The organism is Bradyrhizobium sp. 159, assembly GCF_023073795.1.
Classification (GTDB): Bacteria; Pseudomonadota; Alphaproteobacteria; order Rhizobiales; family Xanthobacteraceae; genus Bradyrhizobium.
The window spans coordinates 1-21572 of sequence record NZ_JADPKE010000055.1 but is presented as its reverse complement, the minus strand read 5'-3'; the positions used below and the strand labels follow the sequence as shown (position 1 = coordinate 21572).

At 63.6% G+C, this 21572-nt stretch carries 22 protein-coding genes and 1 pseudogene; 13 read left to right on the top strand and 10 right to left on the bottom strand.

The features are described 5' to 3' along the window. Window positions 1-82: 82 nt before the first annotated feature. From hemF to IVA96_RS14760, 8 genes are all read left to right on the top strand, one after another. On the top strand, window positions 83-970 hold the full coding sequence (gene hemF, locus IVA96_RS14795; protein ID WP_247418076.1) for an oxygen-dependent coproporphyrinogen oxidase: 888 nt from the start codon (window positions 83-85) through the stop codon (window positions 968-970). Continuing rightward, window positions 961-1704 (top strand): HAD family hydrolase, encoded by a 744-nt coding sequence (locus tag IVA96_RS14790; RefSeq protein ID WP_247418001.1) that lies wholly within the window; start codon window positions 961-963, stop codon window positions 1702-1704. Before hemF ends, IVA96_RS14790 begins: the two co-directional genes overlap by 10 nt. Window positions 1705-2007: 303 nt before the next feature. Further along, window positions 2008-2220 (top strand): DUF2158 domain-containing protein, encoded by a 213-nt coding sequence (locus tag IVA96_RS14785; protein ID WP_247417995.1) that lies wholly within the window; start codon window positions 2008-2010, stop codon window positions 2218-2220. Between the two features lie 817 nt (window positions 2221-3037). Continuing rightward, entirely contained in the window at window positions 3038-3253 is a 216-nt protein-coding gene (locus IVA96_RS14780; protein WP_027529685.1) for a dodecin family protein, read from the top strand. Window positions 3254-3418: 165 nt separating this feature from the next. Then, entirely contained in the window at window positions 3419-3730 is a 312-nt protein-coding gene (locus IVA96_RS14775) for a hypothetical protein (protein ID WP_247279617.1), read from the top strand. A gap of 155 nt (window positions 3731-3885) precedes the next feature. Further along, window positions 3886-4065, top strand: coding sequence for a hypothetical protein (locus IVA96_RS14770; RefSeq protein WP_247279616.1), 180 nt, complete (start codon window positions 3886-3888; stop codon window positions 4063-4065). 39 nt (window positions 4066-4104) lie between these two features. Beyond that, window positions 4105-4434, top strand: a complete 330-nt coding sequence (locus IVA96_RS14765) for a GcrA family cell cycle regulator (RefSeq protein ID WP_247279615.1) — start codon at window positions 4105-4107, stop codon at window positions 4432-4434. A gap of 538 nt (window positions 4435-4972) precedes the next feature. Next, window positions 4973-5350 carry a PRC-barrel domain-containing protein gene (locus IVA96_RS14760; RefSeq protein WP_247417993.1) on the top strand — a complete coding sequence of 126 codons (378 nt, stop codon included), beginning with the start codon at window positions 4973-4975 and terminating at the stop codon, window positions 5348-5350. 289 nt (window positions 5351-5639) lie between these two features. Here IVA96_RS14760 and IVA96_RS14755 read toward each other — a convergent pair whose 3' ends face one another. Together IVA96_RS14755 and IVA96_RS14750 are read right to left on the bottom strand one after the other, a co-directional pair. Next, on the bottom strand, window positions 5640-7262 hold the full coding sequence (locus IVA96_RS14755; protein WP_247417991.1) for an alpha-amylase family protein: 1623 nt from the start codon (window positions 7260-7262) through the stop codon (window positions 5640-5642). Between the two features lie 489 nt (window positions 7263-7751). Next, window positions 7752-8271, bottom strand: a pseudogene (locus IVA96_RS14750) (sulfite exporter TauE/SafE family protein); the annotation flags it as partial. A 144-nt stretch (window positions 8272-8415) separates the two neighbouring features. On the opposite strand from IVA96_RS14750, the gene IVA96_RS14745 reads away from it, so the two are divergent. Beyond that, window positions 8416-8994: a YdeI/OmpD-associated family protein gene (locus tag IVA96_RS14745; RefSeq protein ID WP_247417989.1), complete on the top strand. Its 579-nt coding sequence runs from the start codon at window positions 8416-8418 to the stop codon at window positions 8992-8994. A gap of 216 nt (window positions 8995-9210) precedes the next feature. Here IVA96_RS14745 and IVA96_RS14740 read toward each other — a convergent pair whose 3' ends face one another. The 8 genes from IVA96_RS14740 to IVA96_RS14705 form a co-directional block, all read right to left on the bottom strand. Then, on the bottom strand, window positions 9211-9654 hold the full coding sequence (locus IVA96_RS14740; protein ID WP_247417987.1) for a hypothetical protein: 444 nt from the start codon (window positions 9652-9654) through the stop codon (window positions 9211-9213). Between the two features lie 306 nt (window positions 9655-9960). Beyond that, window positions 9961-10188, bottom strand: coding sequence for a hypothetical protein (locus IVA96_RS14735; protein WP_247279609.1), 228 nt, complete (start codon window positions 10186-10188; stop codon window positions 9961-9963). 179 nt (window positions 10189-10367) lie between these two features. Then, on the bottom strand, window positions 10368-10601 hold the full coding sequence (locus tag IVA96_RS14730) for a hypothetical protein (RefSeq protein WP_247417986.1): 234 nt from the start codon (window positions 10599-10601) through the stop codon (window positions 10368-10370). A gap of 159 nt (window positions 10602-10760) precedes the next feature. After that, window positions 10761-11531 carry a sulfite exporter TauE/SafE family protein gene (locus IVA96_RS14725; RefSeq protein ID WP_247417985.1) on the bottom strand — a complete coding sequence of 257 codons (771 nt, stop codon included), beginning with the start codon at window positions 11529-11531 and terminating at the stop codon, window positions 10761-10763. Continuing rightward, the gene (locus tag IVA96_RS14720) at window positions 11528-12784 is read right to left on the bottom strand and encodes a CCA tRNA nucleotidyltransferase (RefSeq protein WP_247417984.1); all 1257 of its coding nucleotides are present in this window, start codon (window positions 12782-12784) and stop codon (window positions 11528-11530) included. Before IVA96_RS14720 ends, IVA96_RS14725 begins: the two co-directional genes overlap by 4 nt. A 10-nt stretch (window positions 12785-12794) precedes the next feature. Continuing rightward, window positions 12795-13058, bottom strand: a complete 264-nt coding sequence (locus IVA96_RS14715) for a DUF6111 family protein (protein WP_247300911.1) — start codon at window positions 13056-13058, stop codon at window positions 12795-12797. Then, window positions 13055-13726, bottom strand: a complete 672-nt coding sequence (locus tag IVA96_RS14710; protein WP_247300912.1) for a CoA pyrophosphatase — start codon at window positions 13724-13726, stop codon at window positions 13055-13057. The genes IVA96_RS14715 and IVA96_RS14710 overlap by 4 nt, the downstream gene beginning before the upstream one ends. Then, window positions 13723-14334 (bottom strand): DUF1285 domain-containing protein, encoded by a 612-nt coding sequence (locus tag IVA96_RS14705; RefSeq protein ID WP_247279603.1) that lies wholly within the window; start codon window positions 14332-14334, stop codon window positions 13723-13725. Before IVA96_RS14705 ends, IVA96_RS14710 begins: the two co-directional genes overlap by 4 nt. Before the next feature lie 272 nt (window positions 14335-14606). Between IVA96_RS14705 and IVA96_RS14700 the strand changes: the two genes are divergently transcribed. From IVA96_RS14700 to IVA96_RS14685, 4 genes are read left to right on the top strand one after another with little or no spacing between them, the layout of a single operon-like run. Beyond that, window positions 14607-15605, top strand: coding sequence for a MoxR family ATPase (locus IVA96_RS14700; RefSeq protein ID WP_247279602.1), 999 nt, complete (start codon window positions 14607-14609; stop codon window positions 15603-15605). Further along, window positions 15605-16549 carry a DUF58 domain-containing protein gene (locus tag IVA96_RS14695; protein WP_247279601.1) on the top strand — a complete coding sequence of 315 codons (945 nt, stop codon included), beginning with the start codon at window positions 15605-15607 and terminating at the stop codon, window positions 16547-16549. Before IVA96_RS14700 ends, IVA96_RS14695 begins: the two co-directional genes overlap by 1 nt. Beyond that, a complete protein-coding gene (locus IVA96_RS14690) occupies window positions 16546-19359 on the top strand; it encodes a DUF4159 domain-containing protein (protein WP_247417983.1) in 2814 nt (937 codons plus the stop codon). Before IVA96_RS14695 ends, IVA96_RS14690 begins: the two co-directional genes overlap by 4 nt. Window positions 19360-19366: 7 nt before the next feature. Further along, a complete protein-coding gene (locus tag IVA96_RS14685) occupies window positions 19367-21430 on the top strand; it encodes a hypothetical protein (protein ID WP_247417982.1) in 2064 nt (687 codons plus the stop codon). Window positions 21431-21572 lie beyond the last annotated feature (142 nt).

Sequence of the window (21572 nt, the reverse complement as noted above, 5' to 3'; positions counted from 1 at the left end):
CCGCGTCAGCATCCACGGCGACAATTGCAACGAGAGCTGCACCTGTTTGGCGTCCGCAAGGGCTGACGAAATGACCGCGATAATGGATCCGACCCTGATCGAAGACCGCAAGGCTCGCGCGCGCGCCTGGTTCGAAGCCTTGCGCGACGACATCTGCGCGAGCTTCGAACAGTTGGAAGAGGACGTCCCGCCAAGCCTTTATCCGGGCGAAGCCGGCCGCTTCAAGCGCACCCCCTGGCAGCGCACCGATCATTCCGGCGCGGCCGGAGGTGGCGGCGTGATGTCGATGATGCATGGCCGTCTGTTCGAGAAGGTCGGCGTGCATTGCTCGACCGTGCATGGCGAATTCGCCCCTGAATTTCGTGCTCAAATTCCCGGCGCCGCGGAGGATCCAAAATTCTGGGCCTCCGGCATCTCGCTGATCGCGCATCTGCGCAATCCGCACGTGCCCGCCGTGCACATGAACACGCGCTTCGTCGTCACCACCAAAGCCTGGTTTGGCGGCGGCGCGGACCTGACGCCGGTGCTGGAGCGCCGGCGCACGCAGGACGATGCCGACAGCATCGCCTTTCACGCCGCGATGCAACAGGCCTGCAACCAGCACAGCAGCGTCGCCGATTACGACAAGTACAAGAAGTGGTGCGACGAATATTTCTACCTGCCCCACCGGAAGGAGGCGCGCGGCATCGGCGGCATCTTCTACGACTGGCACGACAGCGGCGACTGGGACGCCGACCTCGCCTTCACCCAGGATGTCGGCCGCGCTTTCCTGAAGATCTATCCCGAACTGATCCGGAGTAACTTCGCGACAGCCTGGAGCGCTGCGGATCGCGAGGAGCAATTAATCCGGCGCGGTCGCTATGTCGAGTTCAACCTGCTCTACGACCGCGGCACCATTTTCGGGCTCAAGACCGGCGGCAACGTGGATTCGATCCTGTCGTCGCTGCCGCCGGAAGTGAAATGGCCATGAACCTTACAATGCCGCCGCTCCCTCGCGCCATGCTGATCGACATGGACGACACCATCCTGTCGGCCTATGGCCGGCCTGAGATCGCCTGGAATACGATCACCGCCGAGTTCGCCGAAGAACTCGCACCGCTGCCGCCGCCGCTGGTGGCGACCGCGGTGCTGGCGTTCGCGCGAAACTTCTGGGCCAACGCGGAAGCCGCATGGCGGCTGAAGCTTGCCGAGGCCCGCCACCTCACGGTCAAGGGCGGCTTTGCCGCGCTCGCGGCCGCTGGCCATCGCGCCCTGCCCGACGACCTCGCCATTCGCCTCGCCGACCGTTTCACCGCCTATCGCGAGGAGGAGATGTTCGTCTTTCCCGGTGCGCATGAGGCGATCGACCGGTTGAAGGCGCTCGGCATCAAGCTCGCGCTGGTGACCAACGGCGCCGCCGATACCCAGCGCGCCAAGGTCGAGCGCTTCGAACTCGCACACCGCTTCCACCACATCCAGATCGAGGGCGAGCACGGCTTCGGCAAGCCCGAGGAGCGCGCCTATCTGCATGCGATGGAGGCGCTCGGCGTCACCGCGAAGGACACCTGGATGATCGGCGACAATCTGGAATGGGAAGTCGTGACGCCGCAGCGCCTCGGCATCTATTCGATCTGGATCGACGTGCATGGCGACGGCCTGCCCGAAGGCTCGATCGTCCGACCCGACCGCATCATCCGTTCGCTGACCGAGCTCCTGCCGGAGTAACCAAAGGCGGCGAAAACAAAAATATCGAAAAACAACCCCATGCACAGTAGAGCGCTGCTGCGAATTCAAGGACTTACGGCAAACGCAAACTCAACTTTCGATTTTTACGAAATCTTTTTGACACGCCGGGCAAAACAGGGGCATGATGGCATCGTCGCGGCCTTTGCGATGAAGGGCCCCTAGCCAGCGGCCCCGGCATCTGAGCGTTTCTGCACGGCACGCGCGGTCTCATCCGCCGTTTTCCGGATGTCATGACAAATTGCTAGCCTCGCGTCCGGGTCGATCAACTCGAAAGGACAATCCATGGAATTGAAAGCCGGCGATGTCGTGATGCTGAAATCCGGCGGCCAGCCGCTAACGGTTGCGGAGGTAAAGGAGAACGACGTGCTCTGCCTCTGGATGGGCATGGAAGGCGATCTGTTCCGCGAGACGCTGCCGCTGGCCGCGCTCGTGCAGGTGGAAGAGGAAGAGAACGGCGAAGACGACGAGGATGAAGACGAGGACGACGAGGAATAAGCACACCTAAGAACGCGCGCTGGTCAGATGCGAGTGCTCGTCGTTGGCCTTGCCCTTTTGATAGGACCTAGACCAATTTTTCGGTCAACCTCCGAATGGAGGAAAGATTGGAGAGGCCGGGGGATTGCATTCCCAATTTCAAGCAACAAGCGTACCGCAATCGGTAGACTTTTAAATCGCTGCGCCAGTTAAAGGCGCGTGCTCGATATTTAGATTTTCTATCGCTCGACCCATCGAAAGTCGGCGACGCCGAGTCTCATCTTAGTAAATCCATTGAAGTGGCGCGTGGCCAAAGCGCCAAATCCTTGGAGCTGCGCGCCGCCACAAGCCTCGCAGAACTCTGGCGGAAGGATTGATGAGGCGCGCACGCTGCTAGAACCGATCTGCGATTGATTTGACGAAGGAACCGAAACGGCCGACCTCAAGCGTGCGCGCGATTGTCGGTGTGCACTGCATTGATCCCGCCCCTCACAGCGCGTTGCGGTGGTCGAGTGCATCCGCTCTATGCGGACCCTATTGCAATTGCGCCTCCACCAGCAAACGCATTGCCCTGGATTCGCAACAAGGATGCCCGCCCCCCGCGCGCCAAACCTCCGATATCTCTAGGAGTCAAACAGGAAAGTGACAGCCGACAGGACCCTTTTCCGGCGACCCGCTCTGAGCGGACATAATGGCGCTGGTTCGGCAGGTTAGCTCGGCCAAGAGCCGCCTCGCCAAATGCAGTTTGTCCCTTCCCGGCTCCGGGGGCATGCCCGAGACGTATCAGCATCGATATTCTGGTGTTAGATTTCCTGCTCCTACCGAATAGGAGGACGACATGCCCGATAGCGTCTACAAGGTCATTGAACTGGTCGGTACCAGCACCGACTCCTGGGAGAAGGCGGCCGCCAATGCGGTCGAGCAAGCTGCAAAATCTCTCCGAGATCTTCGCATTGCAGAGGTCGTCAAGCTCGACATGCAGCTGGATGACAAGGGAAAAGTCGAGGCTTATCGCGCCAAGCTCAACGTATCGTTCAAGTTCGAGGGCTCCTGAGCCTCAGCACCTCGCCCCCACTCGCGGGGCGAGGATGGCTCATTGGAAAAGGCGCGTCGCCCAGTCCGCCCAACCGGACGCTGTGGCCCGTCCCGGAAGTCGGCCCTAGTCCGACCGGGGCCGATATGCTTTGATGCGAGGGGGCGTGTAGCGCGTGGTGGCCCCATGTACATGGTCATTCGCAAGTACACCAAGGTTCGCTCGGTGGCGGACGCCGCTCGTCGCGCCAAGAGCGGCGTAGGTGAGATCCTAAGGCAATCGCACGGATTCAGATCTTACCATGTGCTGGATGCGGGCGACGGCGTTGGTATCGCCGTGATGATATTTGACGACCGGGAGAGCGCCAATGCAGCGAACGCCAAGATACTGGCGTTTGTGCAGGCGAGTCTGCATGATCTCGATCTTGGGGTTCCCGAAGTCACCACCGGCGAGGTCTTGGTGAACATCGAGTCTGATGGGTCTTCGGGCATAAAGTAGCGGCAAACATCACCAGTTGCGTGGCGGATGCCGCCCCCTGCTCTGGTCATTGACCTGGTGTCACCCTCGGGCTTGCAACGATCGCACCCTGAACATCCGGGTGCCGCCCGTCAGGAATATTCGACTGCGCGTGCTTTTCGAGGAGCAGCAACGACATGAAGCAACACACCTCCGAAGCATTTTCCACCACAGCGATCGGCTGGACACCGCTGATGCTTATGGGCATCGCGATGCCGCCTCGGGATCCCGACGAGGAGGATGAGGAGGACGAAGACGACGATGAAGAAGATGACGCTGACGAACCAGCAGTCGTGCGCGAGCCGGACGATGACTAGACTAGCCTGCATCTGGCAGTCGGCGCTATAGTATCTCCCATGGGCTGGGATGCGAAAGACATAGCGCTGCTCAAAAGGCTCTGGTCCGCAGGACAGAGCGCGGCGCAGATTGCGCGCCGTCTCGGATGCAGCCGTAACGCGGTCTGCGGCATGCTGACCCGTCTGAGCCTGAAGCGCGGCCGCAAGCCGCCCACGGCACGGCCCAAGATAAGGCCGCCACCGAAGCTGAGGCCGACATCGTCAGCAGCCTGCGCCCGTCCAGTCGCACAGAAGGTGTCGTCGAGTACAGCAAAGAGGCCGCAGCCCAAGGAACTCAGCAAGCAGCAGCTTTACGCCATTCTGGCCGAGGCGGTCAGAAACACCGGCTAAGAACTCACATGAATGTCGTTGCGCTCCCGCGCCGTGCCTGGCCCAGTTCGACGGGTTCGGCTGTCGTGTACCTTCCCAAGGCTTCATGTGCTTCGGGTCAGAAATCTCGGATTGAGCTCACAACAGTAAGGTCGTATCTGGCTCCGGTAGTAGGTCTGCGCTGAGCTATCGACCTATTCAACTGTGGACACAGAAGCGGTCATACGATCGCCTCGGCCTACGGGCGCAGCGGGTTATTCGGGCAAGCCCGCTTTCCGAAGCCCTCGCGCCAACGCACAGTCTACCGGCGCGCTTGTTTCAGCCCTGTACGAACCAGGATCGTACTTGGCGCTTCTCGGCTCGCGGCGGAGAAGGCCGGAAGGCGCCATATGCATCGGACGCACCGCCTGCCTCCTCGGAGCGATCAGGGCTAGGTTTTTACAGCCGATATGAGCCATGGTTCGGTTGGTGATCGAGCTGCGACACGATGTTCTAAGGTAGGAACGCCCCCGTGGCGGCCGAGTTAAGAGGGCAAAACACCTATCAAGGAGGCAAAGCCATGGCCCGCGCAACAGCTCATCCGGATCATCACTGCATCTCAAGCGAGGACATTCAAGGAACCGAGGTTTATGGAGCAGATGGGACGAATATCGGTGAGATTGATCACCTCATCATCGACAAGGTGTCAGGCCGAGTGGCTTATGCAGTCATGAGCTTCGGCGGATTTGTAGGCTTGGGTCACAGCCACTACCCCATTCCCTGGAGTGCTCTGACCTATGACACGTCAGTTGGCGGTTTTCGAACCAACATCACCGAGCAACAGCTGAGGGACGCGCCTGAGTTCAGCGATGATTCCTGGCAGGATCGAGACTGGGAAACACGAACCCACCAGTATTATGGGACACCCACCTACTGGGAAGGACGAGCTGGCCTGTAACCCCAGGCGGCGCATCAGAAACTTTCCAATCGTGAGTGCCAGCCGATTGATCGGCTGGCACTCACGGACGACGTCGATTTGATCCCGCCGACGGAAGCTGGTGCTAGGCGGTGCTGTCCGCAAAAGGAACTCAATCGAGGCCCCTCTTGCGGTGGGGCTTACCGATGAGGTTAGGGCGAGAGATCGTCCAACAAAGTTCAGGCCGCTTCCAGTGTTCATTGACGGCCCTGCGAAGGACAGCCGCAACATTGGCGAGCGGGCGTAATCGTCGAGGATGCTGCTCACTGGCTCAGTCGAGGCGAAACCACCGATAGCCATAGCCATCAAGCTCGATAAGAGTGGCGTCGGCGGTAAGGTTGGAATCGTAAATTCGGTTACCGAATATATCGGTCAGCTTCCATCCCTTTGGAATATCCCTGATCTCCGTGCTGCAGCTCGTCTGTGATAAATTGTGCAGCACCAGCACGAATTTGCCTTGCCAAACGAAATGCTGGATCAAGACAGCGGGACAGTTGCTTTCGGGTACAGTGCATTCACCCCAGCCGATCTCCGGGCACGACTGGCGCATTTCGACCAGACGCCGCAACCAATTGAACAGCGAGTCCGGGTCGCGTTGCTGGGCAATCGCGTTCACGTTGGCTGGTGCGTATTGGCCCTCGCGGATCACATGATGAAGCAAACGATTCCCCGGCCGCGTGGAGAATCCGGCGTTTTCGTCGTCTGTCCATTGCATGCACGTACGGACAGGCCATCGCTCAGGAAGCGTCAGATCGTCGCCCATTCCCAGTTCGTCGCCGTAGTAAATGACCGGCGTACCAGGAAGACTGAACAGCAGGCTGAATGCCAGCTCGATGCGGCGGCGATCGTTTCCGAACATGCAGGCGAGCCGCCGCCGAATTCCCCGTCCGTAAAGCTGCATTTTGCGGGTTGGAGCGAATGCAGCATAAACTTCGTCGCGCTCTTCAGAAGTTAAACGGCCGAGGTCCAGCTCATCGTGATTGCGTAGAAATTGAGCCCAGTGTGCGAATTGCGGCAATCGGGGCAGCTGGCTCATGCAGCGCCGCAGCGGTTCGGCACTTTCCCGTGCAAGTGCAAGGAACAAGTGCTGGTTCAATAGGAACGCAAATAGCATGTGGATCCGCGATCCATCGCCAAAATAATGCTGAAGCTCCGTGGGAGCTACATTTGCTTCGGCCAGCAACACCGCATCACCTTTGCGCCAGGACAGGAAATTGCGGAGCTCGGCGAAAAACTCATACCGACGCTTCGCCGGACGATCTGGACGTATTTCCTCCACGACGAACGGTGCAGCGTCTATTCGGAATCCCGAAACACCGAGTTCAAGCCAAAAACCGAAGATCCTGAAGATTTCTTCGCGGACGGCAGCGCAGGCTATGTTGAGGTCAGGTTGATGTTGGTAAAACCGGTGATAATACCACGAGCGCGCGCAGAGGTCGTAAGTCCAGACGCTGAGTTGAAACCCGGGAAATACGACGCCTTCTGTGCTATTTTCGGGTTCGCTGGTTGACCAGACGTAATATTCCCGAAACGGCGACGACGGGTCGGCGCGAGCCTGCTGAAACCATGGGTGCCTGTCCGAAGTGTGATTGATGGGAAGATCGACTATCAGCCGCAATCCGCGCAGTCGGGCCTGATGACTGAATTCGACGAAATCGCCCAACGTTCCGAGTGCCGGCGCGATGTTGTAGTAATCCGTGACATCGTAGCCGTGGTCTAGTCCGGGACTGGGATAAAATGGAAGCAACCACAGGCAATTTACGCCGAGCTGAGCGATATGATCGAGCTGCTCGGTTAGTCCCTTGAAATCGCCGATCCCGTCTCCGTTGCCGTCCTTGTAGGTGGCTACGTTGAGGCTGTAGATCACGGCGTTCTTGTACCAGAGGTCGAGCAAGCGCCGACTTCCTTTGCTGGTGAGCGAGCGAACGGCTTGCAGGTAACCACCAGTGTGGACAGTCGTTCCGGGAATTAGTGGCAATGAGACGCAATGGGACCTTGGCGGGCGTGCCCGTTTAGGTCGCGTCCAATTTGACCGAAAGCATTGCAGGGCGTCCTTTAGGACGCCACAAGTCGTTGCGCGCGTCCCTGGCCGCAACCCACCAGCGTCGGCCGAGCACAGCAATTGTGGCGACACCAAAGGAGCGAGTATCCGAAGGCCAGAGCAGGTCCGGGAAGATAGGCTACGCTCCAGAGGCACGAGCTCCACGCAGTGGCGCGACGAAGCTTATCGGAAGGCGCCAATGTCTCGGTTGGGCCATAAGCCGCCGATGATGGCCAAGCGGGGCGACTTTCGGTTTGGGCTCGGAAGCCGACTTTTGTGAGTACATGCTCGGAGGAAGTTCGATCCCCGGTCCATGCACCAATCCCCGGTGAGCGGCGTCATCTACGCGGCGAGCTGCCTCGCCGCCGCCGAGATCATCACCAGCCCGCCCGTGATCACCGCCACGTCGAGGATCGCGGTGTGGATGTGGATCGGCATCCGCTCGACGAAGGCTTTTGCGAGGAACACACCGGGTATCGCAATCGCGCCGACCAGCAGCGCAAAGGCGAGCACCTGCGCGGTCACCGCGCCGGCAAGGCCGAACACAGGCCGGTGCCGAGATCATCGCATCGGTCGCGATCACGGCTCCGCCTTCGAGGCCGGCGGCCATCAGCAGCGAGAGCAGGATCACGCCGGAGCCCGAGGTGCCGCCGACCAGCACGCCGTAACCGATGGAGCCGGCGGCAAGGCCGGTGTCGCCGATCCTGACCTCGCGGCGGCGCAGCACGCGGCGCAACGGCACGCTCAGCATAAGCATGGTGCCGATCACGAGCGCCGCGCCCGCATTGGTCAGGCGCGTGTAACCGTAGGCGCCGAGCGCGGTTGTTAGCGCCGCGCAGGCGAGCACGTCCATCGCTCGACGTTCGGTCTCCCTCAAACAGCCGAAATGGCAACGCCGCGCGCGTTGGGCAGTTTAGGGCCACAACAGACCTCAGCCAAGAGAGCTTGCCACTGGGCTTTGTTGTCCGCAGATGGAGGCTTTGCTGCCTACGTGGTAGAGTTGCCTATGGTTCGCAAAAAGCAGCAAGCGCCGTTGGCATTTAAGAACACATCCAAGCTTGGGGACTGGCTTGAGAAGCACCATAGCACTGCGACCGAACTCTGGGTGCGGATCTTCAAATCAGACACGGGCGTGCCGTCGGTGACGTGGAACGATTGCGTTATTGAGTCCATCCGCGTCGGTTGGATCGATGGCCAGATGAAACCTTTCGACGACACGTCGTACTTGCAACGACTTACCCCGAGGAAGGTGAATTCCAATTGGTCGGCCAAAAACTGCCGTCACGCAACAACCCTGATCGCTGAAGGGCGGATGCTTCCCGCTGGATTGGCTCAGGTCGAAGCGGCCAAGTCGGATGGACGATGGGACACCGCATACGCGGGCTCAGCGGACATGACTATCCCGCAAGACTTTCTTGACGCCTTGGAGGACATGCCTGCGGCGAAAGCGTTCTTCGCGACGCTCGATCGCAGAAATCTCTATTCAATCTACTATCGCCTTCATACAGCGAGGAAGCCCGAGACGCGCGCCAGACGGATCGCGCAAAGTGTTGCGAAACTGGATCGTGGCGATAAGTTTCACTGACCCATGCAGCCTCTCCGAGAGAGTAAGCCATAGCGGGCAGATGATCGGCTGCACTGTGCCGCTTGTGAAGCAAAACGGCCGTCGCTCCACCATTTCGATCCGGCATCACCCCGCCTCATGCACCGCATCACTTAACAGCCGGGTCAGCGGCGGCGAGCGGACCGGCAGACATGGTGAGGATCGGCGCTTACCGAAGAATTGAGAAGATCGTGCCGCCTATTTCCGATTAAACACCTCCGTACACCAAGCCTGCTGATCTTCGGGCTTGCCCACAAAAGCACACTCAAATGGGCCGCCGGTTATTCCGGAAAGTTTTCCAGTTCCCTTGACGGTGTTCTCGCCTTTTGCCTTACCGTCAGTAACCGTGATGGTAAACGGCCCCTTCAGTTGGTCATCGCCGGTGCCCCAAGTGAGTTCGCCCTCACCCTTACCGGTCTCTTGTGTAAGAATATACGTCCCAAAAGCAGGTGCCATGTGCAGAGGACCGCTGCCAGCGTCGTTGAAGGTGATCCCCCACAGGGTCCCGTAGGCAACTCCTTTGTCTACGCGTTCTTGGATCAATTTCCACCCGCTGTGGACTTTGATCGTGCCCGCGTCCTCAGCCCATGCCGGCAGTACCAAACCGGCGGCGAACATCGACGCAAAAAGGATTTTACGCATCTTGGAGTCTCCTCTTTGGGTTCGTGTGTCGAGGGATGATCCCGCCAAGTGAAGTCCAGTTCGCGTTCGTGGGGGGAGCTAACCATTATGAGGTACCAAGACGCGCAGGCGGTAAGCTTGCCCCCGCGAGGTCTGAACAGGGTTAAAAGCTGCGGTCAGCACGTTCATCGCTCGATGTTCGGTCTCCCTCGATCAGCCGACATGGCAACGGCTCGCGCGTTGGGCAGCTTAGAGCCAGGAAGAGACATGGCTCTGGCACGTTGGTGCGGCAGATAACCGGCAACGCCCGCGGCATTCGTTTTCAACTCAGAAGGCAGCTCCGGCCAGCAAAAAAACGCCGCCAAGCGCGACCATCACGAGTCCGGGCCAGTTCGATTTGACGCCGAAGCCGCTACCGGGCCTTTCAGGCTCCAGCGTGTCACGCCCGGAGCGAAGCCATTTCCCACCGCTGAATCGGCCTCGCCAGATGGGCTGAAATGCCATTTGGAGTACGCCGCCGAAAACAAGGAGCACACCAAGCCATATGAGAGTCATGCTCATCTCCTCTACCCGCGAACGCCGCTAGATTGCTGCGCCGAGAACCGTGGCCCATCCAGCGTCTGCCGCTGCTCTCGGAATCAGACCGACTCTGAAAGCCGCCGGACGCACCGGAGTGCCGCACCTGGGCCGAGGAACGCACTCACCGAAGCTCAGGCTACGTCTAGGCGTCCTGCTTAGTCCTCATCCGGCTCGCGCACGACCGGCGGTTCGTCGGTTTGGTTCTCGTCCTCGTCTTGCTCTTCCCCCTCTTCCTCCTCTTCCTCCTCTTCCTCCTCCTCTTCCTCTTCCTCCTCTTCCTCCTCTTCCTCTTCGTCGTCATCGGGATCCCGGGGCGGCATCGTGTCGGGCATGATCGCGAAGACATGCCGGTCGATCTTAGCTGGAACCAGCTCGGAGGGTGGGGTCATGTTGTTGCTCCTCAGATGTGGCCCTTGAGCACTCTACCCCTTTTCGGCGGGGCAGACACGAAATTGGCGGCCAGCGCGCCGGCTATCTCTATCAGACGCGCTAGTCCTCGCATTCGAGGTGATCCGCGGTCCAGGCGCGGCAATTGGGCCGGGGGTTATCTACGCGACGAGCTGCCTTGCAGCGGCAGAGATCATCACCAGTCCGCCGCTGATCACCGCGACGTCCAAGATCGCGGTGTGGATGTACACCGGCATCCGCTCGACGAAGGCTTTTGCGAGGAACGCACCGGGGATCGCAATCGCGCCAATCAGCAGCGCAAGCGCGAGCACCTGCGCGGTCACCGCGCCGGCAAGGCCGAACACCGAGATCTTGATCAGGCCGGTGCCGAGCGAGATCATCGCATCGGTCGCGATCACCGCGGCGCCTTCGAGGCCGGCGGCCATCAGCAGCGACAGCAGGATCACGCCGGAGCCCGAGGTGCCGCCGACCAGCACGCCGTAACCGATGGAGCCGGCGGCAAGGCCGGTGTCGCCGATCCTGACCTCGCGGCGGCGCAGCACGCGGCGCAGCGGTACACTCAAGATCAGCATGGTGCCGATCACGAGCGCCGCGCCCGCATTGGTCAGGCGCGTGTAACCGTAGGCGCCGAGCGCGGTTGTCAGCGCCGCGCAGGCGAGCACGATCAGAGCGCGGCGGCGGTCGGCATAGCGCAAGTAAGCTATCGCGCGGCTGAGATTGGTGAAGATCGCGGAGATCGCGATGATCGGCACCACCGGCTCGGCGCCGACCATCGGCACCAGCACCAGCGGCATCAAAGCGCCGGTGCCGTAGCCGGCAAGACCACCGATGATCGAAGCCAACAACGCCATCGTTGCTACCAGCAGGAGCTGGTAAATCGGGATGTCGGCGAAGCCTGAAACGATGGTCACGTTCTCTCGTCGCGGCGGACGCGGGCGGCAGCTTGATCGGCGATGGCAGCGAGCGCGGCTTGCTCTAGTGGAAAATCCGCCGCAAGCCAAGCGTCCTCGGCGAGCGTCAAGACATGTCCGAGCGCAGGTCCTTCCGCCATGCCGCGCGCGATGAAATCGGCCGCCTTCAACGGAAATTTCGGCGCAGTCCAGCGCTGCGGCAGCTCGGCGAGCGCGCGCCAGCGCGACGATCCGACGTCGCCACCGGCCCGGGCCCAGGCCAGCAACACGCGTTCCTGATAGCGCTCTGCGCCGAGCCGGTAGAGCAGCCGCCGCGCCTTCGGCTCGTTCTTGGCGGCCAAGCGCCACCAGCGATGCCCCATCGAATCCAGCGCCTTGGTCTCGCTATTGGAGAGCCGCAGGCGCGCGGCGATGCGCTTGGCATCTTCGGTCACCGCGACCGTCAGCGCGGCCAGGCGCCGCGTGCTGCTTGCGGTGAGGCCGAGCTCGCGCTCGATTGCGATCATCGCCGACAGCGGGCCCGTATAGACCACGCCTCCGGTCAGCGCCTGCAGCAATCCGCCCTCCGCCATGGCCAGCACGGCCGCGGATGCACCGCCGGCGACCAGCAGCTTCAGCATCTCCATGCGCACCCGCTCGGCCGAGAGGTTCGCAAGGCCCGCACGTGCCCGGATACAGGCGAGATAGCCGTCGCGGTCTGGCTCGCCGGCGCCAAAGGCAGCGTGGATGCGGAAGAAACGCAGGATGCGCAAGTAATCCTCGGCGATGCGCTGGCCGGGATCGCCGATGAAGCGCACGCGGCGCGCTCTGGCATCCGCAATCCCGCCGACATAGTCGTGCACGACGCCGCCCGCATCGACGGACAGGCCGTTCATGGTGAAGTCGCGCCGCTCGGCATCCTTCACCCAGTCGCGGCCGAACGCGACCTTGGCCTTGCGGCCGAAAGTTTCGGTGTCCTCGCGCAGCGTCGTCACTTCATAGGGATGCCCGTCGATGACGAGCGTGACGGTGCCGTGGTCGATCCCGGTCGGCACGCTCTTGATGCCGGCGGCCTTGGCACGCCGCATCACTTCGTCCGGCAACGCGGTGGTCGCGATGTCGATGTCACCGGGTGAGAGACCGAGCAGCGCGTTGCGCACCGCGCCGCCGACCACCCGCGCCTCCTCGCCATTCGCGCCCAGCAATTGCAGGACGCGCGCGGTCCCGCCTGCGGTCAGCCAGGGCGCATTGGCGAGTAACGGCTCCGCGCTCATCGTCCAGCCCTTATTTTTCCGTGCCCGGCACGAATTTGCCGTTCTCGATATGCGCGGGAACGTAGGTCGAGTCCGGTCCGGCGCCGGAGAAATGTGCAAGGCCGACCAGCCCCGCGATCACCAGCGCGATCGCCACCAGGGCAAGGCGCGCAACGATGGTGACCGGCCAGGACGATCGCGCGAACAGGCCGGATCGGCTGGCGGCCAGGAACAGCGCATAGACGGCAAAGGGAATAAGGAAGATTCCGATCTCGGTCAGAACCGTCCGGATCATGACGAATAGATCCGCTCATACAGCACACGCAGCATTCCCGCCGTCGCACCCCAGATGTAGCGTTCCGCGAATGGCATCGCGTAATAGGAACGCTCCATGCCGCGGAATTCCTTGCTGTGCACCTGATGATTCACCGGGTTCATCAGGAAGGATAGCGGCACTTCGAATGCATCATCAACCTCTGAATGGTTGATCGTGAGCTCGAAGCCCGGCCGCACCCTGGCGACTGTCGGCAGAATGCGGAAGCCGAACGCGGTCCCGTAGAGGTCGAGATAGCCGATCGGCTCGACGAAGTCGCGCGACAGCCCAATCTCCTCCTCGGCCTCGCGCAGCGCCGCATCGAGCGGCGAGGAGTCGGTCGCGTCGATCTTGCCGCCAGGAAAAGCGATCTGGCCGGCATGGTCGTTCAGATGCGCCGAGCGCTGCGTCAGCAGGATGGTCGGCTCGGGATGGTCGACCACCGCGATCAGGACCGCCGCCGGCCGTACCGGCTGCTCGCGCGCGATGATCTCGAGCATCCTGTCGGTGCCGGGATCGCCCGAGGCGGGAATGATGTTCGGATCATAGAGACCGGGCGGGACGTCGAAATCAAGCTTGGCCCTGGAGCGGGCGAAGAAATCCGCCGCGCTGAGCGCGACCGGATCGTTCTTCAGGATAGGTTTGTTCAAAGCGCGGCCCTCACCTGCTCAGCGTCGGCCATGGCGAAGAATTCGCCGGCCGACTCGACGCCGAACATCGGCTGGCCATCGACCATCCGCTCCTCGCCCATGTCAACCAGATCGTAATAGAGCGCGCGGGTGACCTTGGCCCAGAGATCGGCGCGGACGTGCAAGTATGGCGTCAGCCCGCCGTCCCTCGCCTGCTCGAAACGCAGCCGGTGCGCGGCGTCGCAGGTCACCCAGTCGTCGACATTGGTGCGGAAGCGCAGCACGCGATGGCCACCCTCGCGCTCCTTGAGCATCTCGACCGCCATGAACGGCGCGTCGTCGACGCGAATGCCGACCTTCTCCACCGGCGTGACCAGAAAATGCTTGTCGCCCTCGCGCTTGAGAATGGTCGAGAACAGGCGGACCAGCGCGTGACGCCCGATTGGCGTCCCCATGTAGAACCAAGTACCATCGGAGCCGATTCGGATATCGAGATCGCCGCAAAACGGCGGATTCCACAGATGCACCGGAGGCAGCCCCTTCGTGGCACCTTCGGCATTGGCAGCACTTTTGGCGGCGGCAGTCAGCCCCTCAAGGCCGCGATCGGCACTCTGCCCTTGGTTCGCCATGGTTTGCCCTGACTTTGTCCTTGGCACGATTGGTGCAGGTCTACGTTGTATTCGGGTGTGCGGTTCCACTCCGGATTAATCCGATGTGCGAGGTCGCCACTTCGTGATGCCGTACATAACCCGAAGCCGATAAGGTGGGGATAGGTTAATTCAACGAATACATGGCCTTCCTGCAAGTCTAGCATAGGCCCATGATCCGGCGTGATGACCTGACGCGATGTGCCGAGGTGACGACGCAGGCAAGCCGCGTGACAGGCTGAAGGAGCGAGCGAATGGCGGAAAGTGTCGAGAAACTCGAAGACGGAATCGTCCGTTCGGCCGAGCAGGTATCTAGCCAGATTCGCGCGGCGAAGGAGGCGATCGCGTCGGTCATCTTCGGCCAGGATCGCGTGATCGAGAACACGCTGGTTACGATCCTCTCCGGCGGTCATGCGCTGCTGATCGGCGTGCCCGGTCTCGCCAAGACCAAGCTGGTCGAGACGCTCGGCGTCACGCTGGGCCTGGACGCCAAGCGCATCCAGTTCACGCCCGATTTGATGCCGTCGGACATTCTCGGCGCCGAGGTGTTAGATGAGAGCACCGCGGGCAAGCGGGCCTTCCGCTTTATTGCCGGTCCGGTGTTCGCGCAGCTGCTGATGGCCGACGAGATCAACCGCGCCAGCCCGCGCACGCAGTCGGCGCTGCTGCAGGCGATGCAGGAGCAGCACATCACGGTTGCGGGTGCGCGCCATGACCTGCCCAAGCCCTTCCACGTGCTCGCCACGCAAAACCCGCTGGAGCAGGAAGGCACCTATCCGCTGCCCGAGGCGCAGCTCGACCGCTTCCTGATGGAGATCGACGTCGACTATCCCGATCGCGATGCCGAGCGCCGCATCCTGTTCGAGACCACCGGCGCCGAGGAGACGCTGGCCAGGGGCTCGATGAGCGCCGATGCGCTGATCGTCGCGCAGCGGCTGATCCGGCGCCTGCCGGTCGGCGATTCCGTGGTGGAGGCGATCCTGTCGCTGGTGCGTTCGGCCCGTCCGGGCGTGGAGAGCGGCGAAGCCGGCAAGTTCATCGCCTGGGGCCCCGGCCCGCGCGCCAGCCAATCGCTGATGCTGGCCGTGCGCGCGCGTGCGCTGATCGACGGCCGTCTCGCGCCTTCGATCGATGACGTGCTCGACCTCGCCGAGCCCGTGCTGAAGCACCGCATGGCGCTGACCTTCCAGGCGCGCGCCGAAGGCCGCACGATTCCGGACGTGATCCGGCAATTGAAGACACGGATTGGTTGATGGCGGCAGAGAACGGGCACACAGCGAGGGAGATCATCGCGATCCGACGTGCCGATGGCGAAAGCCGTACGCTCGCCGCTTCGCTGCCGCGCCTGGTGCTCGAGGCCCGCCGTATCGCCGCCAACGTCATCCACGGCCTGCACGGTCGACGGCGTGCCGGCTCCGGCGAAAGCTTCTGGCAATACCGCCGCTTCGTCTCGGGCGAGCCGTCGCAGAACGTCGACTGGCGCCGCTCGGCGCGTGACGACCATCTTTACGTCCGCGAGCAGGAATGGGAAGCCGCGCACACGGTCTGGATCTGGCCCGACCGCTCGCCCTCGATGGCCTTCGCGTCGAAGACCGCGCGCGAGTCCAAGCTCGAACGCACGCTGATCGTCGCCTTCGCCCTGGCCGAGCTGCTCGTCTCCGGCGGCGAACGCGTCGGCATTCCCGGACTGATGGCGCCGACCGCGAGCCGCAGCGTGATCGACAAGATGGCGCAAGCGATGCTGCATGACGACGCCGAACGCCTCAGCCTGCCGCCGTCCTTCGTGCCGTCGGCGCTCGCCGAGACGATCGTGCTGTCGGATTTCTGGTCGCCGATCTCCGAGATCAGGACGACGCTCACAGGGCTGTCCGGCTCCGGCGCGCATGGCACATTGGTGCAAATCGTCGATCCCGCCGAGGAGTCGTTTCCGTACTCCGGCCGCGTCGAGTTCGTCGAGCCGGAAGGCTTTGGCGTGATCACCGCCGGCCGCGCCGAGAGCTGGGCACAGGATTACACCGCGCGGCTCGCGCTGCACCGCGACCAGATCCGCGCCGAGACCAACAAGCTCGACTGGCTGTTCACCACGCACGCGACCGACCGCTCGGCCGCCGAACTGCTGCTGTTCCTGCATGCCGGCATGCAGGTGAGCAAGTCGGGCGCCCGCATCGCGACGATCAAGGCGGGGCCGGCCGCATGATAGGATTGCCGCTCGCCTTCACCGAACCGCTGCTTCTGATCGGCCTCGTCAGCCTGCCCGTGCTGTGGTGGCTGCTGCGGGTGATGCCGCCGCGGCCGCGGCGGATCGAGTTTCCGCCGACGCGGCTGTTGTTCGACATCGCGCCGCGCGAAGAGACGCCCTCGCGGACGCCATGGTGGCTGACTGCGTTGCGGCTCCTAGCTGCGGCGCTCGTCATTTTCGCCGCCGCCGGCCCGATCTGGAATCCGCAAACAGGCGCCGCCGGCAGCAAGGCGCCGCTGATGATCATGTTCGACGATGGCTGGAGCGCGGCGTCGCACTGGGACATCAGGATCAGGGCGGCCGATGAGCTGATCGCCAACGCCGACAACGATCGCCGCGCCATCGCGCTGGTGCCGCTGTCGGAGCCGAACCGCGACATCACCCTGATGCCGGCGGGTGCGGCGCGCGTCGCGCTGCGCCAGCTCGCCCCGAAGCCTTATTCGATCGATCGCGTCGAGACTCTGGCCGCAATCGACCGTTTCCTGAAAACGACCGGCGACTGCGAGATCGCATGGTTGTTTGACGGCGTCGACACCGGCCGCGGCGAAGAATTCGTGGCCGGCCTCGGCAAGACTGTCGGCGATCGCAGCCTGACCGTGTTCGAAGGCGGCACCTCTGCGCCGCTGGCGCTGGTCGCGGCCGAGAATGCCGCTGCCAGGATGACGGTGAAGGTGCTGCGCACCGACAGCGGCATCGCCGTCGGCACGGTGCGCGCGCTGGACCAGAAGGCCTCGCCGATCGGAGAAGCCCGTTATTCGTTCGGCCCGCAGGACAAGGAAACCGACGCAGCGTTCGATCTGCCGGTCGAGCTGCGCAACGACATCACGCGGCTCGAAATATCCGGCGAGCGCTCCGCCGGCGCGGTGCAGCTGCTCGACAAGCGCTGGCGCCGCCGCGCCATCGGCATCGTCTCGGGCTCGACCAGCGAAACCGCGCAGCCGCTGCTGGCGCCGACCTTCTACCTCACCCGCGCGCTGGCGCCGTTCGCAGACGTGCGGCTCGCCGACAGGGGCTCGCCGCAGCAGGGCATCACCCAATTCCTCGACCAGAAGCTGCCGATGATCATCCTGGCCGATGTCGGCACCATCGCGCCCGAGCTGCGGGAGCGCCTCAACGCCTGGATCGACCAGGGGGGCGTGCTGGTGCGGTTCGCGGGCCCCCGCCTGGCGCAGGCCGAAGACGATCTCGTGCCGGTCAAGCTGCGCAAGGGCGGCCGCACGCTCGGCGGCAGCCTGACCTGGGAGAAGCCGCAGCATCTCGCCTCCTTCGCCGCCGACGGGCCGTTTGCTGGCGTCTTGGTCCCCAAGGACGTCACCGTGAGCCGCCAGGTGTTGGCCGAGCCCGACGCGGTGCTCGCCACCAAGAGCTGGGCTTCGCTGGAGGACGGCACGCCGCTGGTGACCGGCGAGCATCGCGGCAAGGGCCTCGTCAGCCTGTTCCACGTCAGCGCCGACATGCGCTGGTCGGATCTGCCGATGTCAGGCACTTTCGTCGAAATGCTGCGGCGTGTCGTCGACATGTCCGGCTACACCGCCAAGCCCGGCGCCGGGGTCGCAGCCGAGACCACCGCCGAGACGGTGGCGCCGCTGCACATCCTCGACGGCTTCGGCGCCTTCGGCCCGCCCCCGGCCACCGCAAAACCGCTGCCCGCGGATTATCGCGACCGCGCCACACCCGATCATCCGCCGGGCTTCTACGGTCCGGCCGAAGGACCGCTCGCCGTGAACACGCTTGCCGCCGCCGACCGTATCGCCGCCCTGAACACCGCGAGCCTGCGCGCCCGGCATGCCACCTATACCAACGCCGAGCCGCGCGATTTGCGCGGCTGGCTGCTGTCGACGGCGCTTGCCCTGTTCCTGATCGACGCGGTCATCGTCGCTCTGCTCGGCGGCGGCATCGCCGCGCTGCTGCGCCGCCGCGCCGCGCCAGCGATGATCGTGCTCGGTATCGTGCTTGCAGGCCTCGCGTCGCTCTCGCCGGCGCCCTCGCGCGCCGACGGCATCACGGACGAGTTCGCGATGAAGGCGGTGTCTCAGACCCGCCTCGCCTATGTCGTGACAGGCAATGCCGACGTCGATTCCATCGTCAAGGCGGGGATGAACGGGCTGACGCTGTTCCTGGCGCAGCGCACTGCGCTTGAGGCCGGCGATCCCGTCGGCGTCAATCCCGCGCGCGACGAACTCGCCTTCTTCCCGCTGATCTACTGGCCGATCGTGCCCGGTGCGCCCAAGCCGCCGCAGGATGCCATCAACAAGATCGACGCCTACATGAAGCAGGGCGGCACCGTGCTGTTCGACACCCGCGATGCGATCGAAGCACCGCCCGGCGCGAACGGTGCCGCGCAGACCCCGGCCATGCAGACGCTGCGCGAGATCCTGTCCTCGCTCGACGTGCCCGAGCTCGAGCCCGTGCCGCGCGAGCACGTGCTGACCAAGACCTTCTACCTGCTGCGCGACTTTCCCGGCCGCTTCGTCACCGGCCAGACCTGGGTCGAGACCCTTCCGCGCGACGAGGACGAGGACAGCGCGCAGCGCCCGGCGCGCGGCGGCGACGGCGTCTCGCCGATCATCATCACCTCGAACGACCTCGCCGGCGCCTGGGCGGTGCGGCCCGACGGCCAGGCCATGCTGCCGGTGACCGGCGGCGACACCCGCCAGCGCGAATTCGCCTACCGCGCCGGCGCCAACATCGTGATGTACACCCTGACCGGCAACTACAAGGCCGACCAGGTGCACGCACCGGCGCTGATCGAGCGGCTGGGGCAATAGGACCGATATGAATTACGGCATCGCGTTCACGCCGCTCGTTCCCGCGATCGTTCTCTGGCTCGCCCTGGCCGCGATCGTCGTGGTCGCGCTGGTGCTGCTGCTGGCGCGCGCGCGGGGGGCGGCCGTGCGCGTCGCCGCGTTGGCGCTGTTCCTGCTGGCGCTCGCCAATCCCTCCTTCACCCGGGAGGATCGCGATCCCCTCACCTCGGTCGCCGCGGTTGTCGTTGACAAGAGCCCGAGCCAGAATTTCGGCAACCGCAATCGCGAGGCCGCGCAGGCGCAGGAGGCGCTGGTCGACAGCCTGAAGAAGATCAAGGGCCTCGAAGTCCGCGTCGTCGATGCCGGACAGGCCGACGGCGAGACCGACGGCACGAAACTGTTCGGCGCCCTCGCCTCGGCCTTGTCGGACGTGCCGGTCGACCGCGTCGCCGGCGCGTTCCTGATCACCGACGGCCGGGTCCATGACATTCCGGCGAACGCAACCGCGCTCGGCTTCCAGGCGCCGGTGCATGCGCTGGTGACCGGGCAGAAGGACGAGCGCGACCGCCGCATCGCGATCACGGCGGCGCCGCGCTTCGGCATCGTCGGGCAGACCCAGACCATCAGCTACCGCCTCGACGACCAGGGCGTCACCGGCGAGCGCGCCAAGGTCACGGTCCGCAGAGACGGCGAGGTCATCAACGAGCGCACGCTATCGAGCGGCCAGGCCGCAAGCGTCGACGTCGACATCAAGCATGCCGGCCCGAACATCGTCGAGATCGAGGCTTCGCCCCTCGAACGCGAATTGACGCCGGTGAACAACCGCGCCGTCGTCGCCATCGACGGCGTGCGCGACAAGCTGCGCGTGCTCTTGGTCTCGGGCGAGCCGCATTCCGGCGAGCGCACCTGGCGCAATCTGCTCAAGTCTGACGCCAGCGTCGATCTCGTGCATTTCACCATCCTGCGTCCACCGGAGAAGCAGGACGGCACGCCGATCAACGAATTGTCGCTGATCGCGTTTCCGACCCGCGAGCTGTTCCAGCAGAAGATCAACGAATTCCAGTTGATCATCTTCGACCGCTACGCTCGCCAGGGCGTGCTGCCGATCGCCTATTTCGACAACATCGCACGTTATGTCCGCTCGGGCGGCGCGGTGCTGGTCTCGGCCGGCCCCGACTACGCCTCCAACACCAGCATCTGGCGCACGCCGCTGGATTCGGTGCTGCCGGCCGAACCTGTCGGCGTGACGGAAAAGCCGTTCTATGCGCATCTGTCCGATATCGGCAAACGCCATCCGGTCACACGCGGGCTGGAGGGCTCCGCCAGCGAGCCGCCGCGCTGGAGCCGATTCTTCCGCACCGTCGACACCCGCAACGCCGTCAACCCGCCGGTCATGACCGGCGTCGATGGCAAGCCGCTGTTGTTCCTGTCGCGTTTCGGCGAGGGCCGCGTCGCGCTGTTGCTGTCCGATCACATCTGGCTATGGGCGCGCGGCTATGAGGGCGGCGGCCCGCATCTCGACCTGCTCAGGCGGATGTCGCACTGGCTGATGAAGCAGCCGGATCTCGACGAAGAAGCGCTGCGCCTTCAGGTGCAGGGCAAGGATCTCGTCGTGGTGCGCCAGACCATGTCAGACAGCGTCCAGCCGGTGAACGTGACCTCGCCGTCGGGCGTGTCGCACGACCTGACGCTCAGCCCTGGCGATCCCGGCGAGTGGCGCGCCAGCCTGCCCGCGAACGAGCTCGGCCTGTGGCAGGCCACCGACGGCACGCTGAAGGCGCTGATCAATGTCGGCCCAACCAATCCGAAGGAGTTTTCGGAAGTCACCTCCACCACCGAAACCCTGAAGCCGCTCACGCAGGCGACCGGCGGCAACGCCGTGCGCGTGGTCGACGGCACCAGCGTCGAGCTGCCGCGCATCCTGCCGGTGCGCTCTGCGAGCGTCTTCCACGGCGACAATTGGATGGGCGTGCGGATGCGCGACGCCAGCGTCGTCAAAGGCGTCGGTGTGCTGCCGATCTTTGCCGGGGTGATCGGCCTGCTGCTGCTGCTCGGCGCCTTCGCCGCGACCTGGGTCCGCGAAGGGCGCTGATCTCCTGGAGCGCGAAAAAATTAGGCTCGGTTGGTGTTCGGGGTGAGCAACCGGCGACATGGGTAACAGTTCAAACCGACGACATGGGTAACACAATTCTCGTTTCGTTCAGGCCTGCTGTTGTTGGGGCTGTGGACCCTGG